General features: G+C 64.2%; 19 protein-coding genes. 5 read left to right on the top strand and 14 right to left on the bottom strand.

Annotated features, from left to right (window positions below; translation table 11 throughout):
• Window positions 1-103: 103 nt before the first annotated feature.
• From F600_RS0112080 to F600_RS0112065, 4 genes are all read right to left on the bottom strand, one after another.
• The gene (locus F600_RS0112080; protein WP_018160880.1) at window positions 104-1,081 is read right to left on the bottom strand and encodes an SRPBCC family protein; all 978 of its coding nucleotides are present in this window, start codon (window positions 1,079-1,081) and stop codon (window positions 104-106) included.
• 5 nt (window positions 1,082-1,086) lie between these two features.
• Window positions 1,087-1,419, bottom strand: a complete 333-nt coding sequence (locus F600_RS0112075; RefSeq protein WP_018160879.1) for an ArsR/SmtB family transcription factor — start codon at window positions 1,417-1,419, stop codon at window positions 1,087-1,089.
• A 61-nt stretch (window positions 1,420-1,480) separates the two neighbouring features.
• Window positions 1,481-2,500 (bottom strand): AraC family transcriptional regulator, encoded by a 1,020-nt coding sequence (locus F600_RS0112070; protein WP_018160878.1) that lies wholly within the window; start codon window positions 2,498-2,500, stop codon window positions 1,481-1,483.
• A gap of 12 nt (window positions 2,501-2,512) precedes the next feature.
• Window positions 2,513-2,944, bottom strand: a complete 432-nt coding sequence (locus F600_RS0112065) for a nitroreductase/quinone reductase family protein (protein ID WP_018160877.1) — start codon at window positions 2,942-2,944, stop codon at window positions 2,513-2,515.
• A 114-nt stretch (window positions 2,945-3,058) separates the two neighbouring features.
• On the opposite strand from F600_RS0112065, the gene F600_RS0112060 reads away from it, so the two are divergent.
• Together F600_RS0112060 and F600_RS0112055 are read left to right on the top strand one after the other, a co-directional pair.
• Window positions 3,059-3,601 carry a DinB family protein gene (locus tag F600_RS0112060; RefSeq protein WP_018160876.1) on the top strand — a complete coding sequence of 181 codons (543 nt, stop codon included), beginning with the start codon at window positions 3,059-3,061 and terminating at the stop codon, window positions 3,599-3,601.
• A gap of 245 nt (window positions 3,602-3,846) precedes the next feature.
• Entirely contained in the window at window positions 3,847-5,247 is a 1,401-nt protein-coding gene (locus tag F600_RS0112055; protein WP_026306466.1) for a DEAD/DEAH box helicase, read from the top strand.
• Here F600_RS0112055 and F600_RS0112050 read toward each other — a convergent pair.
• The 6 genes from F600_RS0112050 to F600_RS0112025 form a co-directional block, all read right to left on the bottom strand.
• Window positions 5,219-5,842: a DUF998 domain-containing protein gene (locus tag F600_RS0112050; RefSeq protein WP_018160874.1), complete on the bottom strand. Its 624-nt coding sequence runs from the start codon at window positions 5,840-5,842 to the stop codon at window positions 5,219-5,221. The two genes, F600_RS0112055 and F600_RS0112050, sit on opposite strands and share 29 nt — an antisense overlap.
• 20 nt (window positions 5,843-5,862) lie before the next feature.
• Window positions 5,863-6,606: a hypothetical protein gene (locus F600_RS27905; protein WP_018160873.1), complete on the bottom strand. Its 744-nt coding sequence runs from the start codon at window positions 6,604-6,606 to the stop codon at window positions 5,863-5,865.
• Window positions 6,607-6,667: 61 nt separating this feature from the next.
• Window positions 6,668-7,390 (bottom strand): adenosylcobinamide-GDP ribazoletransferase, encoded by a 723-nt coding sequence (locus F600_RS0112040; protein ID WP_018160872.1) that lies wholly within the window; start codon window positions 7,388-7,390, stop codon window positions 6,668-6,670.
• Window positions 7,387-8,442 carry a nicotinate-nucleotide--dimethylbenzimidazole phosphoribosyltransferase gene (cobT, locus tag F600_RS0112035; protein ID WP_026306465.1) on the bottom strand — a complete coding sequence of 352 codons (1,056 nt, stop codon included), beginning with the start codon at window positions 8,440-8,442 and terminating at the stop codon, window positions 7,387-7,389. Before cobT ends, F600_RS0112040 begins: the two co-directional genes overlap by 4 nt.
• A gap of 36 nt (window positions 8,443-8,478) precedes the next feature.
• Window positions 8,479-8,982 (bottom strand): bifunctional adenosylcobinamide kinase/adenosylcobinamide-phosphate guanylyltransferase, encoded by a 504-nt coding sequence (locus tag F600_RS0112030; RefSeq protein ID WP_018160870.1) that lies wholly within the window; start codon window positions 8,980-8,982, stop codon window positions 8,479-8,481.
• Window positions 8,979-9,572, bottom strand: coding sequence for a DUF3043 domain-containing protein (locus tag F600_RS0112025; protein ID WP_018160869.1), 594 nt, complete (start codon window positions 9,570-9,572; stop codon window positions 8,979-8,981). The genes F600_RS0112030 and F600_RS0112025 overlap by 4 nt, the downstream gene beginning before the upstream one ends.
• A gap of 195 nt (window positions 9,573-9,767) precedes the next feature.
• Between F600_RS0112025 and erpA the strand changes: the two genes are divergently transcribed.
• Both erpA and F600_RS0112015 read left to right on the top strand, forming a co-directional pair.
• The gene (erpA, locus tag F600_RS0112020) at window positions 9,768-10,115 is read left to right on the top strand and encodes an iron-sulfur cluster insertion protein ErpA (protein ID WP_018160868.1); all 348 of its coding nucleotides are present in this window, start codon (window positions 9,768-9,770) and stop codon (window positions 10,113-10,115) included.
• A gap of 28 nt (window positions 10,116-10,143) precedes the next feature.
• The gene (locus F600_RS0112015; RefSeq protein ID WP_018160867.1) at window positions 10,144-11,127 is read left to right on the top strand and encodes a carbohydrate kinase family protein; all 984 of its coding nucleotides are present in this window, start codon (window positions 10,144-10,146) and stop codon (window positions 11,125-11,127) included.
• Window positions 11,128-11,135: 8 nt separating this feature from the next.
• On the opposite strand, the gene F600_RS0112010 is transcribed toward F600_RS0112015, so the two are convergent.
• Both F600_RS0112010 and F600_RS31605 read right to left on the bottom strand, forming a co-directional pair.
• Entirely contained in the window at window positions 11,136-11,315 is a 180-nt protein-coding gene (locus F600_RS0112010) for a DUF5302 domain-containing protein (protein ID WP_018160866.1), read from the bottom strand.
• Between the two features lie 33 nt (window positions 11,316-11,348).
• Complete coding sequence (locus F600_RS31605; protein ID WP_018160865.1) at window positions 11,349-11,495, bottom strand: hypothetical protein; 147 nt, start codon at window positions 11,493-11,495, stop codon at window positions 11,349-11,351.
• 86 nt (window positions 11,496-11,581) lie between these two features.
• Here F600_RS31605 and F600_RS0112000 point away from each other — a divergent pair, with 86 nt between their 5' ends.
• Window positions 11,582-12,535, top strand: a complete 954-nt coding sequence (locus F600_RS0112000) for a helix-turn-helix domain-containing protein (RefSeq protein ID WP_018160864.1) — start codon at window positions 11,582-11,584, stop codon at window positions 12,533-12,535.
• A gap of 13 nt (window positions 12,536-12,548) precedes the next feature.
• Here the strand turns inward: F600_RS0112000 and F600_RS32140 are convergent, their stop codons facing one another.
• Both F600_RS32140 and F600_RS0111990 read right to left on the bottom strand, forming a co-directional pair.
• Window positions 12,549-13,061: a DUF4333 domain-containing protein gene (locus tag F600_RS32140; RefSeq protein ID WP_174523586.1), complete on the bottom strand. Its 513-nt coding sequence runs from the start codon at window positions 13,059-13,061 to the stop codon at window positions 12,549-12,551.
• A 37-nt stretch (window positions 13,062-13,098) separates the two neighbouring features.
• On the bottom strand, window positions 13,099-13,566 hold the full coding sequence (locus F600_RS0111990; protein ID WP_156024548.1) for a hypothetical protein: 468 nt from the start codon (window positions 13,564-13,566) through the stop codon (window positions 13,099-13,101).
• Window positions 13,567-13,743 lie beyond the last annotated feature (177 nt).

Here is a 13,743-nt window from a genome sequence, read left to right as displayed (position 1 = left end):
ACGCTATTGGCGAGAAACACCTGATAACAGGCAGAAAATGGCGGTTAAGTTACTCGTTCCGGCAAAGATCGACTCTGCCGGAACGAGTAACTCGAAGATCAGGCTAGGCAGCGGCGAGGACCTCCGACTCCATCCGCTGGTAGCTGATCTCCATACCGTCCGTCATGCCGGTGCCCAGGATCATGTCCCGCACCTCGGCGCTCGGGTAGGTCGCGACGTAGGCGAGCAGGGTGCCGCCCTGAACCGGCGTCAGCGTGAGTTCGTTGATCGTCGTAGGTCCATCAGTACCGATCATCTTCTCGGTGGTCACCGCACGGTACGGCGGCTCGAACTCGAGGAGTTCACCCTCGAAACCGAAGCGGTTCGACCCATCGGTCGACTCCCACTCCCAGCGGTACGTCTCGCCGACGGCGGCGGCCGGTTCGCACACCGGCATCGTCCATCCGTCCGGCCCGAGCATCCAGCGGCGGATGAGGTCGGCCTCGTGGTGTGCGCGCCACACCTGCTCGACCGTGCCCTTGATGACCCGGCTGATGCGCACCTGGGTGTCGCTGAGGATCTGCGTGTGGGTCGGCAGGTTCGCGGAGAAGGTCGCGAGGTCGGCGAGCACGGCATCGAGTTGGCTGAGCGCGTCCTGCATACCCTCGACCATGCCCATCTTCGTCAGCTGCTCCATGTCCTCGATGCTCGAGAACGAGGTCAGGATCGTGAATCGCGAGCCGCTCTCGGTCTCTTCGAACGAGACCGAGAAGCGCGTGGTCGGCAGGGTGTCGTTCGGCGTGCCATCGGGGTGCGCGAAACCGTCTTCGATCTCGACGAGCTTGGACGGCTCGACGGTGAGGAAACGCCACCAACCGTGCGCGGTCTCACCTTCTGGGCCGGTCATGTAGTACGCCGACTGTCCGCCGGCGGCCATGTCGTGCCGGGTGAACGTCGCGGGCCAGGTCTGCGGTCCCCAGAACTTCTCGAGCTTGCGCGGGTCCGTCCAGGCATCCCAGAGGCGCGTCAGCGAGACCGCGTAGTCGCCGATCACGGTGAGGGTCAGGTTCTCCGGATTCGAGGTGACCGATGAGATGGGCATGGTGATTACTCCTTGGAATCGGTTTCTGCGAGCACGGCGTCCAGCTGGCTGAACCGTGCGCGCCAAAGGTTTTCGAGTTGGACGAGAAGTGCTCGCGCCTTCGCGAGTCGTTCCGGGTTGCCGCGGACCAAGCGTTCTCGGCCGCTGGTTTCTTTCGACACGAGTCCTGCTCCCTCCAGCACGGCGACGTGCTTCTGGACTGCCGCGAACGACATGTCGTAGCGCTCCGCGAGTGCGGACACCGAGATCGGTTCCCCGCCCAGGACCCGAGCGATGATGTCGCGTCGGGTTGCGTCGGCGAGTGCGCGGAAGATGCGGTCGACTTCCGCGTCGCTCAAATTCAAACGTACAACCACATGGTTGTACGTTAGTCGCGACCGAGGCTATCCGCAAGGGGAATCAAGCGCCGATGTGGCTCGTTCGGAATTCGCGCGGACTCATCCCGTACCAGCGACGGAATGCCTGGGAGAAGCTCGACAACTCCAAATAGCCAAGACGCTGAGCGGTTTCCGCGACCGTCAAACGCGCGGTCAGGAGCATTTCCTCCGCCAGTCGCTGGCGGATCTCATCGAGGAGTTCGCGGTACGACGTTCCTTCCACCGCGAGTCGATGCCGAAGGGTGCGGGGGCTCATCGCGAGCTCGGCGGCGATCTGGTCCGCATTCGGCGGATCGGACGGCCGGGACAACATCAGGTCGCGAACCTGTCCGGACAGCCCGGTGCGGCGTCGACGTTCCTCGAGAAGCTGTCGGCACTGCTGTTGCGTGGCCGCGGCGGTGTATTCGTTGCCCTGCGGCAACGGTTCGTCCAGAAGCTGCATTGGCAGCGCGACCGTGCTGTCGTCGGCATTGAATTCCGGTTCGACCCCGAAGGCGTCGACGTAGGGCGTGATGTCCTTCGGTGGGGGAAAGGCAAAGCGCGCCGGCATGTTCGGAAGGTCGGGACCCGCGAGTTCACGGTGAATCGTCCGGATCGACGACGCCGTCCGTTCGATACAGAATCGCTGGAGGCGGCGGGGGATCCCGGTGGGGTCGAGTACGAAGTGGAATTCACCGCCGGCTTCCCGCGAATGGATCTTGTGCATCGCGAAGGAGAGGTCGACATATCGGAGCCCCACGTCGATCGCACTCCGCAGACTCGGGCTGCTGACCAGCGCGAACCCGAAGATTCCATAAATGGTGAGGTGATAGTGATTTCCCGCCTCGACGCCCAGGGCTTCCGGGTCGTCGAGTTCTTCGAGCAGATTGGCGATGAAGCGCAGTTCCTGCCGAGCGGTGACTTCGGCGCCGGGCTTTTTCACTGCACGCGCACTGAGCCTCGTGCCGGTGAAAAGAGATTCCGGGCGAACGTCACGCTCGGCCGCGAGCCGCATCAGGGTGATGATGCTCGTCGGCGGGCGGGGGATGTCGAGGTCGACCATGTGGAGTGAAGTCTATTGCGGCGTCAGAACGCCGATCCGGAGAGTTCGATCGGTCTTGCGCTGGTAGTCGGCGAAGAACGGCGCCCTGGCCAGCACCACGTCGTGCCAGAGAAGTGCCCGCTCCGGTTCGGCGGCGATGCGCACGGCAACAGCGGTGGTCGAGTCGCCGATCTGCACCGACGCGGTCGATACGGCGGCCAGATTCTTCATCCAGTCGGGTTCGTCTTTCATTCCGCCCGCAGACCCGACGACCAGGTAGTTACCGCCGTGCTCGAAGTAGGCCAGCGGAACGCTGCGCGGCTGACCGGATTTGCGGCCGGGCACAGTGAGGATCAAGACCTTTTGACCCCGGACCGACCCACCGACTTTTCCGTTCGTCGTGCGGTACAGACCCGACGCCGCCTTGTTCGCGGTGGCCATCAACTTCTTCGCAATCGGGTTCATGTGTCAGCCACCAATCCTGTTGGTTCCGTACGCCATGGCAGTTCTACGAGGGGACGTTACGCTGCTCGTGGTCGTGCCACGCGTCGTGACGCGAGTTCTCTAGGAGTGATACCGATGGCGTTCTCGCCCGATCCGGTCCAGCGATTCGACGAGATCGTGGCGACGTTCACCGAGCGGGTCGAAGGCACTGCTGATTGGGATGCATCAGCGCCGGTCGAGGGGTGGGTCGCGCGGGACGTCGTCGATCACTTGATCACCTGGATTCGCGGATTCCTCGCGAGCGGGGGAGTCGAACTACCGCCCGTCGACGAGACCTCGCCCGTCGATGCGTGGGCGTCGCACGTTGCGCACCTGCAGGGATTGCTGGCACGGTCGGCCGACGATCAGTTCACGCATCCGATGATCGGCACTGGCCGCCTCGCCGACATCATCGACCAGTTCTATACGTCCGACGTCTTCATGCACACGTGGGACCTCGCGCGGGCGACCGCCCAGGATGAGACTCTCGACGCCGAGTACTCGGCGCAGTTGCTCGCCGGAATGCGGCCGATCGAGGCGATGCTCCGCACCTCGGGGCACTATGGGCCGGCCATGCCGGTGGCAGACGACGCACCGCCGCACGAGCACCTGATGGCCTTCATCGGACGCCGGGTTTAGAGCACGTCTCGAGCGATCCAGATCACAGATTCGGGTTCTGGCGGCGGTTCAAGGTACTCTTACATCGACGGAGCGCGTTTATCGCGCCCTTCCCGTCGTGGATTGCTTCCTCTCGCACCGGCTTTTCGGCCGCGTGGCACAAGCTCTTTTGCGGCGATCGATATTGGCCACCGCCAATCTCGCCACTTGTGCCCGCATCAGCGATGACGGGCGCACCCGATGCCGGAAAGGCACTCAAACCCCGTATGACAACCACCACTTTCGCCGACCTTGGTGTGCGCGAGCCCATCGTCAAAGCCCTCGCCAACGGCGGGCTGACGACGGCGTTCCCCATCCAGGCCGACACCCTGCCGGACTCGCTCGCTGGACGCGACGTGCTCGGCCGCGGGCGGACCGGAAGCGGCAAGACTCTTGCCTTCGCCATTCCGGTGGTCAGCAAGCTCGCCGGCGCGCCGCGTCGCCGCGCTGGCGGCCAGCCCCGCGCCATGGTTCTCGCACCGACCCGCGAGCTTGCCACCCAGATCGCTGCCGTCGTCGAGCCGCTGGCGAGCGCCACCGGACTGACCGTCACCACGATCTTCGGCGGCGTTTCGCAGAACCGTCAGGTTCAGGCGCTCCGGTCCGGCGCCGACATCATCATCGCGTGCCCCGGTCGTCTCGAGGACCTGATCCGTCAGCACCTCGTCTCGCTCGAAGCCATCGAGATCACCGTCCTCGACGAGGCCGATCACATGGCTGACCTGGGCTTCCTCCCCGGCGTCACCCGGCTTCTCAACGCCACCCCGGTCGGCGGCCAGCGCCTGCTGTTCTCCGCGACGCTCGACAACGGCGTCGACAAGCTGGTCAAGCGATTCCTCCACAACCCGGTCATGCACTCGGTCGACGAGCCCCAGGCCGCCGTACCGGCGATGACCCACCACGTTTTCGACGTGCCGTCCGCGGAGGCGAAGAAGCTGCTCGTGCAGACTCTCGCGTCGGGAACCGGCCGCCGGATTCTGTTCATGCGCACCAAGCACCAGGCGAAGAACCTCGCGCGGCAGCTGACCTTGGCCGGCATTCCGGCCGTCGATCTGCACGGCAACCTGTCGCAGAACGCTCGCGACCGGAACCTGGCCGCGTTCACTGCGGGCGAAGCGCGTGTTCTCGTCGCGACCGACGTCGCAGCTCGCGGTGTGCACGTCGATGACGTCGAACTCGTCGTTCACGTTGATCCGCCGGCTGAGCACAAGGCCTACCTGCACCGCTCCGGCCGTACCGCGCGTGCGGGCAGCGCCGGTGACGTCGTCACCATCGTCCTGCCGGAACAGCGCCGCGACGTCGCGGATGTCATGCGCAAGGCTGCGATCAAGGTCGCGTCGGTTCAGGTGACACCGAACCACGAGCACGTGCTGAAGCTTGTTGGCGAAGTCGCCCCCAAGGTGAAGCCGTCGCCGGTGCAGGCTGCACCGGTCAAGCCGGCCAAGGTCGGACTGTCCGGTGAGGCTGCGCGCCCGCGCCAGCATCGCTCGGGTGGACAGAGCCGTTCGGGCGGTCAGGGTCGCTCCGGGCAGGGGCACCAGACTCGCACTTCGAACGTGGGCCAGACTCGGTCGGGGCAGGGAAACCGCCGCCGTAGCGCTACGTCAGGCGGCGCTCACCCAAGGTAATCCCGCGGATCAACGCCAGACCGACTCCCGCTCGCCAGATCGCAAGAACATCGAGCGCGAGTCGTTCTGACGTCCCGATTCCGAGGCCGAAATGACTGCCGGTCTGTAGGGCCGCGGTGCCGATGAGTGACACCGCGACCCACAGGCCGGTCCACAGCACGAAAGTGCGATGTGCCCGAAAAATGACGGCGAGCCCGATCATCGACAGAACATGCACGATGAGGAATGTGGTCGCTGCCGCCGTATGCGGTCCGGGGTCCGCGTCCAGCGGAAAGATGCCGATCAACGAATTGGCCAGCCCGGCAATGACAAAGCCGGCCAAGGGAATCCGTGCGCGGCCGGTGGCTCGCCAGAACCACAGGCCAGCGCCCGCCGCGATGAACAGGCCGACCACGAAGAGGTTGACGTTCATCAGCGCGTGCCATGGCGAGCACACTCCGCCGCGCTGCGGGAACTCACCGCAGCTCGTCACCGCGAGGTCGCTGATGAAGTTGTCCCGGACGCTGTAGGCGGGATCCCACTGCATCGCGACCACGAGACTGACCGGGAAATAGAGCAGGCTCGCGACCCAGCACAGTCCCGCGGCGCGCATCATGATCGCATCGTATGGCAGTTTCAGACGACCGCAGCGATCGTGAGGAAGAGCGCACCGACGATCGCGAGGGCGTAGACGCCTACCGCCGCTCGGACCAGCGTCAACTGAGATGTCTCGGACAGTCGGGTTCGACCGATGATCCAGGCAAATACCGGCAACACCAGGACGCCGTGCAGGCTGACACCGTGGACCGGTTTGAGGAAGCCGATCGCGTCGTACACCGCCTGTGGGTCTCCGCCCCGGCTCACCACGACGCCGCGGGCGATCATCCCCGCACCAGTGGCGAGACCGATGAGTAGCGTTCCGAAGCCCGCCCGTACCGCGACACTCATGGCCTGTGGACCGCGCGGTGGATGGCGAAACGCGTTGATCGCGAACGCGGTCAGCACTGCGATCAGAACGAACCCGCCCAATGCCAGCGTCGCCGAGACCGCCGCGTCGAACGGCGTCTCGCTGTTCAGATGCGAGGGTCTGCCGCGCCAGGCCTGCAGCGTGATCCCACCGACCTCGACGAATGAGTCGGCGGCGAAGACCCCGAGCAAGGTAGCCCGCACTCGCCTGCCGATGTGCAGGTAGGACGTGACCCACGTGACGGAGATGAGCGTCAGGCCGAACGACAAGCCGAATGTAGTCGGCTTGCGCCAGGACACCGGCCCGAACCAGGGTCCGCCGTAGATGAAGAACACCCCGAGGTGGAACAGGCCCGAGGCGATGAGAAGCAGACCAAGTAGGTAGTAGGCCCTATCGATTCGAGATACCGACATATCGCTATCGTTCGGCGATGTCGCGGCTCTGACAACCCTGAGACCACCCTGATCTTTGGGCTCAGAACAGACTGAACCCAACCGCCGTGATCGCAACAGTGACCTCGGTGAGGGCGCCCAGGACATCCCCGCCGACCGATCCCAGTCGGCGAACGCAGTGGCGGACGAAGAGTGCACCAACTGCTGCCGCGACCACCACGACGATCGGCGCGAACGGTGACAACAGGACCGACGCACCGCACAACACTGCGAACCAGGCAGCCGCAATCCATCGTGACTGGGTGCTCGCGACGAGCGAGCCGAATCCGTCGGTAGGCACCGGAGACACTCCACGCAGGCACGCGGCCACGACCGCGACACGCCCCGCCACGACTGCGAGGCCGATACCGATCGGCTCGAGCTGCGCAAACCCGGTCGCTTGCAGTGCAATCGCCAGCACGATCGCGACGATGCCGAACGGTCCGGCCGGACCGGACTTCATGACCTCGCGGGCGCGTTCTGGCGTGCCGTAGGTTCCGAGCGCGTCGAAGGTGTCGCTCAGTCCGTCGAGGTGCATCGCGCGCGTTGCCAACGTGAGAAAGGCGACGACGACGAACCCCGCGACGATCGGCGCCGATCCGGCGAGGCACATCAGACACCAGACGAGCCCGGCACCCGCGCCGAGAACGAGCCCGACGATCGGCGCGAGCGAAATCGCCCGGCCCGCGTTCGTGCGGTCGACAGTGGCCGGCCCACGGATCGGCAGGACCGTCAGCCAGGTGAAGGCCAGACGAACCGAGTTCACGAGGCTCCAGAGACTCCGGCGTCTTCGAACGTTGCCATCTCCGCGAGCACGGCGATCGCGCCCTGGACAAGGGGAAGAGCAACGAGCGCTCCCGTGGCCTCGCCGAGGCGAAGATCCAGGTCGATGAGCGGATCGAGGCGAAGGTGGGCGAGTGCCTTGGCATGTGCGGGCTCGGTCGACTTGTGGCCCGCGATCCACCACTCCTTGGCGCCCGGTGCCATCGCGTCGGCCACCAACGCGGCGGCGGTGACGACGACGCCATCGAGGATGACCGGCGTCTTGCGAACGGCAGCCTGAGCAAGGAATCCGGCCATTGCCGCGAGGTCTGCACCGGCCGCGACGCGAAGCAGCTCGAGAGGCTCGCGAACATGCGGTCGGGCCCGCCGCAGACCGTCGCGAATTGCGGCCGTCTTGCGGCACCAGCCTTCGTCGTCGATACCGGTGCCACGTCCGATGACCTGGACCGGCTCGGTCGCGGTGATCGCGGCGATGAGAATCGTGGCCGGGGTGGTGTTGCCGATGCCCATGTCGCCGGCGATGAGCAGGTCCGCGCCGGAGTCGACCTCTTCATCGGCGATCGCCCGACCGGCCTGCACTGCGGCGATGAGTTCGTCAGCCGACAGCGCGTCCTCGGTGTCGATCGAACCGCTGGACTGCCGCACCTTGTGGTCCGAAACCTCCGGGGCGGTGTCGACGGCGACGGAGATGTCGGCGACTCGGACGGTCGCACCGGCGGCGCGCGCCAGGGCGTTGACCGCAGCGCCGCCGGCGAGGAAGTTCGCGACCATCTGCGGAGTGACTTCGCTCGGGTAAGCCGAGACCCCCTTCGCCGCGATTCCGTGGTCGCCCGCGAACACGACGACGCGCGGTCGGTTCAGGGTCTTTGGCGGGCACGCGTCCTGGCAGGCGGAGATCCACTCACCGATGGCTTCGAGCCGACCGAGTGAGCCCGGCGGCTTGGTCAGCGTCGCGTGCCGTGCGCGCGCAGCGGCCCTGACCTGCGAATTCGGTGCGATGATCGGCGGAAATTCGGTCGCCGATTGAGTTTGGATCTCAGATGCCTCGTGAGCTTGGATCTCAGTCACTGCCTATCCCTTCAGCCGGAGCGGAAGCCCCGCAACTACCAGGACGACCTCATCACACACGGCCGCAAGGCGTTGATTCAGGGCACCCACTTCGTCGCAGAAAAGGCGCCCCGAGGTGGTCGCCGGCAGTACGCCGAGACCGACCTCGGTACTGACTAGGACTAAACGGTCACCGAAACCGGACACAGCGGTCACCAGCGGTGTCATGTCGACTGTCCCGACCGGTGCTTCCCACGCGTCTTCGTCATCGATGCGGCTGACCAGCCATCCGCCGACGTCGTCGACGAGCGTCGCGCCGCCGGTCGCCAGGGCCGTCGCCGCGTCGGATTCGTGCACCGTCCAGCCCTTCGGGCGGCGCGACGCGTGGGCGGCGATCCGAGCCGCGAAGTCCGCGTCGTCAGCTGCCGGACGGGCGGTTGCGATGTAGCGGGTGGGGATGTCGCGCAGCAACGACTCGGCGTATTCGGACTTTCCGGAACGAATTCCGCCGAGGACGAGCGTTCTCACACGTCGTCGCCGCGATTGACTCGCGGTTTCGGCATGCGCATGCGGCGCATCTGCGTGCTGCGCACGAAGGCGTACCAACCAAGCCGGAATCCGGTCTGAGTCGTCTTCGGGAAGCGCTCGCGAACGCGCTTGTTGACCAGGCGTCCGACGTAGAGACCTTCGAGCGCGATGATCAGCATCACGACCAGCATGCCGAGCGTGACGATCAACTGCATCGCCGGGTTGCCGACCAGTGTGAGAAGGATCATCACGATCGCGGCCGGCATGAAGAGACCGGAGATGCTCCCGCGCGCATCGACGAGGTCGCGAACGAGCCCGCGCTCGGGACCCTTGTCACGGGGGAGCAGGTACGCCTCTTCGCCGGCGAGCATCTTCGAACGACGCGAGGCGGCAGCGAGCTTGGCCTTCTCGCGCTCAGCCTTGCGGTCTTCCTTGGCCGGGCGCAACGCCTTCCGGCGTTCGCGGGCTTCCTTCGACGTCTGCGGTGCAGGCATGATCGGACCCCGACGGCCTTGCGCTTCACGGCGCTTCGGCGTGGGCCGGCCCTTCGCGGGCGTGTTGCCGGAACCGGATGAGATGGGATCTGACACTTTCCCCGCCTTCAACGTGGTCAGCCGAATCGGTGGAATTCGGCACCCGCCAAGGCTAGCGGCAGCACATAAGTGGTGATACACGGTGTCGGCGATTCGTGGGAATACTCCAGAACGCGGTACCGTTGATGTCGGGTACTAAGTGTGTTCCAGCAGGTGATGCTGCGGAGCGACCAGAACGTGTAGGGAGAACCCATGTCTGTTCAGAACGAGACCGGGACCAACGTCATCCTGACCGCGGCCGCCGCCAGCAAGGCAAAGGCACTGCTGGACCAGGAGGGTCGGGACGACCTCGCGCTGCGGATCGCGGTTCAGCCGGGCGGTTGCGCGGGCCTGCGCTACCAGCTGTTCTTTGACGATCGCACCCTTGACGGTGACCTCGTTCTCGACTTCGACGGCGTCAGCCTGGTCGTCGACCGTATGAGCACGCCTTACCTCGAAGGCGCCAGCATCGACTTCGTCGACACCATCGAGAAGCAGGGCTTCACGATCGACAACCCGAATGCCACGGGTTCGTGCGCATGCGGAGACAGCTTCAACTAAGGGCTGTGTGCATTAAGGTCTAGGCCTTGTGACCATTGGCGTATCGGGCTCCATCGCAACCGACCATCTGATGCGGTTTCCGGGCCGTTTCTCTGAGCAACTGCTTGCCGACCAACTGAAGCACGTCTCGCTCAGCTTCCTCGTCGACGATCTCGTCGTTCGCCGTGGAGGTGTTGGTGGCAACATCGCATTTGCCATGGGACGACTCGGCACCGCACCGGTGTTGATCGGGTCAGTGGGGCCCGATTTCGCTGAGTACCAAGCGTGGCTGGAGCAGGCCGGTGTCGACTGCAGTTGCGTGCTCGTCTCGAGCACCCAGCAGACCGCCCGCTTCATGTGCACCACCGACGACGACCTTGCGCAGATCGCGTCGTTCTACCCGGGTGCGATGACCGAGTCGGCCGACATCACGATCACCGAGGTGCGGTCGATGCGCCCGGATCTCGACCTCGTCCTCATCGGTGCAGGTGCTCCGGAGGCGATGATTCGCCACACCCAGCAGTGCCGTGACCTGGGAATTGACTTCGCCGCTGATCCCTCGCAGCAGTTGGCTCGACTATCCGGCGACGAGGCGCGCGAATTGATCCTCGGCGCCAAGTACCTCTTCACGAATGAATATGAGTGGGCGCTGCTGCTGCAGAAAGCCAGCCTGACCCCCGAGGAAGTCGCCGGAATGGTCGGCATTCGCGTGACCACTCTCGGCAAGAACGGCGTTGACATCGTCGACGTCGATGGCACTCTCACGCACGTCGACGTCGTGCCAGACCGTGGTGCAGAAGACCCGACCGGTGTTGGCGACGCTTTCCGCGCCGGATTCCTCACGGCCCATCGTGGTGGCCTGAGCATCGAGCGCAGTGCCCAGCTTGGCTGCCTCATCGCGGTGCTCGTCCTGGAAACCGTTGGTACGCAGGAATGGACGCTCGATTGGACAGTCGCTGTCGAGCGTCTCGCCGAGGCCTATGGGCAGGAAGCAGCCGACGAAATCGCCGGACTGCTCACCGTGGCCGGCTGAGCGGCGGTTTAGCCGGACTTGCGGCGGAACTCACGCCTCGCGGCGACGGCGCCGTGCGCTCCCTGGGCCTTCGCAACGCCATCCTGATGGGCCGCACCGCTCTTGGATTGCGCGCGCTTTCGGTCTAGCGCCTCCTTGAACTTGGCCTTCACGTCGTCGGCGGAAGAGCGCTTCGACGGCTCTGACATAGCAACCTCCTGTTGTTGTTGCGGATGTCCTGCTCATCGATGAGCGTAGATCGCGCAGATCTCGTTGTGGATGCGGACGTCGTCGGCGTCGTACAGTCCGGTGTTGCCCGAGTAGCGGGCCTGTGGCAAACGGTACGGCGAGGATTGCCGGCGGTTGGGAAGACGAAGGAATCGAAGCATGGCAGTAATTCTTCGACAGTAGAAAAACTGCCGAAAGTGGCAGGACTGTCGTTGTTCGAAAAGATTCTGCCAACTAAGCTTCAGTCATGATTGCGTCGGTTGCCGTCCTCCTGCCCGAATGGGTGGCGATGTTCGAGTTCGGGGTCGCGTGTGAGGTGTTCGGCCTGGACCGGTCGGATGTGGGCGTTCCGCTGATCGACTTCCGGGTGTGCTCCAAGAATCCCGGTGAACCCGTTCCCAGCTCGTCGCCGGGCGTGACCGTCGTCGCCGAGCACGGTCTCGACAAGCTCGTCGGGGTCGACGTCGTCGTGATCCCCGCCGGCCCGGTGTCGACGCGTCCCGATCCAGCGCTGGTGGACGCGGTGCGCCAGGCCCACGACAGCGGTTCGACGATCGTCACGATCTGCTCAGGTGCGTTTCTAGCGGCCGCCGCGGGACTCCTCGACGACCGCAGTTGCACGACCCATTGGAAGTACGCCGCAAAGCTGGCCAACGACTATCCGCGCGCCAAGGTCGACCCGGATGTTCTGTTCGTCGACGAAGGTTCGGTCATCACCAGCGCGGGCACGGCGGCCGGGATCGACGCCTGCCTGCATCTGGTGCGCCGCGAGATGGGTACGGCGATCGCTAACATCATCGCGCGGCGCATGGTCGTCCCGCCGCAGCGTGACGGAGGGCAACGGCAGTTCATCGAGCAGCCGATCGTTGAGGTGGCGACCGACAGCTTCGGCCAAATCCTCGATTGGGTGACCGAGAACCTCGACGTCCAGCACACCGTCGATGACCTTGCGCAACGAGCGATGATGTCGCCGCGCACCTTCGCCCGGAAGTTCGTCGCCGAGACCGGGACGACGCCGGTCCGGTGGATCACCAATCAGCGAGTGCTTCTCGCGAAGCAACTCTTGGAAGAGACCGAACTCGGGCTCGAAGTGATTGCTGACCGCTGTGGATTCGGTTCGGGCGCACTGCTGCGGCACCATTTCAACCGGGCTGTTGGACTGCCGCCGGGGGACTATCGTCGCCGGTTCTCGGCGGCTTAGCACACCTTTAGGGTCACTGCGGCTTGCTGACTTCGTACGTGCCTTCGTCGTCAATTACTTTTATCGTCACCGTCTTCGAACTGCCGTTCACGACCACAGAGCATGTGAACGTGTGACCCGTAGTCACGGGTTCGTCGGCTGGGCATGTCACGTCCGACACGTTTTGAATGTCGTAGCTGTCGGTGAGAACCCTCAGAACACCACGCTCGACGGCTTTCTGGTCGAGCGTCTTTGTCGGCGGAGCCTCGAGAGCTTGCGCATCTCGAATCTTGCTGACGTCATGGTCCGCAACGGAGTAGCAGAAGTGAAGGACTGAGTTGATCTTGTTGCCTAATTCGCCAGCAGATGGTGTTGCTTCACCACTCTCGGTTAGGAATTCCTTCACTATCTGGTGGCGCCTACTGTCGTTCGCCTTGATGAAGTCAGAGCAGGTGGTATCGCCACCCCGAGTAGGTGTCGTGCTGCCCGAACAGCCGACAGCTATTGCAATTGGTGCCAGAGCGGCAAGCGCAGAAAGCCTTTTCACGATGTCCGATTCTCTCGATTAGGCGATCTTTTGCCGCCTAGCTGCCGAAGAGTGAGTTAGGCGTGGTCGTTGTCGGCGCCTGGACGGTAAGCGTGTCAGTCTTGTCAACGTAGGTAGAAATCGGTGATCCGTCCGACTTGGCGTCCTGACACTGTGAGTGGACCGAGTAGGTTCCCGGCAAGAGGCCGGGAACTGCAAGCGTGGCCTTCAATGTGCCTGGTGTGTGCGTCGAGTACGCGATTGCCGACCCGTTCCAGTTTGTTACCTGGGTAAGGCCACCGATGAACGTTCCGGTCGAGTCCTTGATCTCCATGCTGCAACCTATATAGCCGGGCAGGTATCCGGTAGTGACATCTGTGGTGACGTCGAAGTGTGCCTCAAGCTGGTTGGCGGTAACCGTGTGCGTAATCGTCCCTGTCACGGTTGCGGAAGCAGTACCTATCGCAACTCCAGTTGCAGCGAGGACTCCGGAAACAACTGCAGTGCACTTAAACGTCTTCGGCATGCGCTAAAAATAGGCCTTGAAAGGTGCCTGATTTGGGCGAATCGGAACGCTGTGATCAGCATGTATCCACGTGGCAGCCAAACCGAATCAACTGCGCTGGAATGTATTTCATTCGACGAGGAGAGGAGACAGTTTGTGACCAAGATCGGCAAGTGGAACGTTCGCATCCACTTCCGT

Origin of the sequence: Smaragdicoccus niigatensis DSM 44881 = NBRC 103563, assembly GCF_000380645.1 — a bacterium.
Taxonomy (GTDB): Bacteria; Actinomycetota; Actinomycetes; order Mycobacteriales; family Mycobacteriaceae; genus Smaragdicoccus; species Smaragdicoccus niigatensis.
Note: the sequence above shows the minus strand (reverse complement) of the source record. Positions and strands in the feature narration are given on the sequence as shown.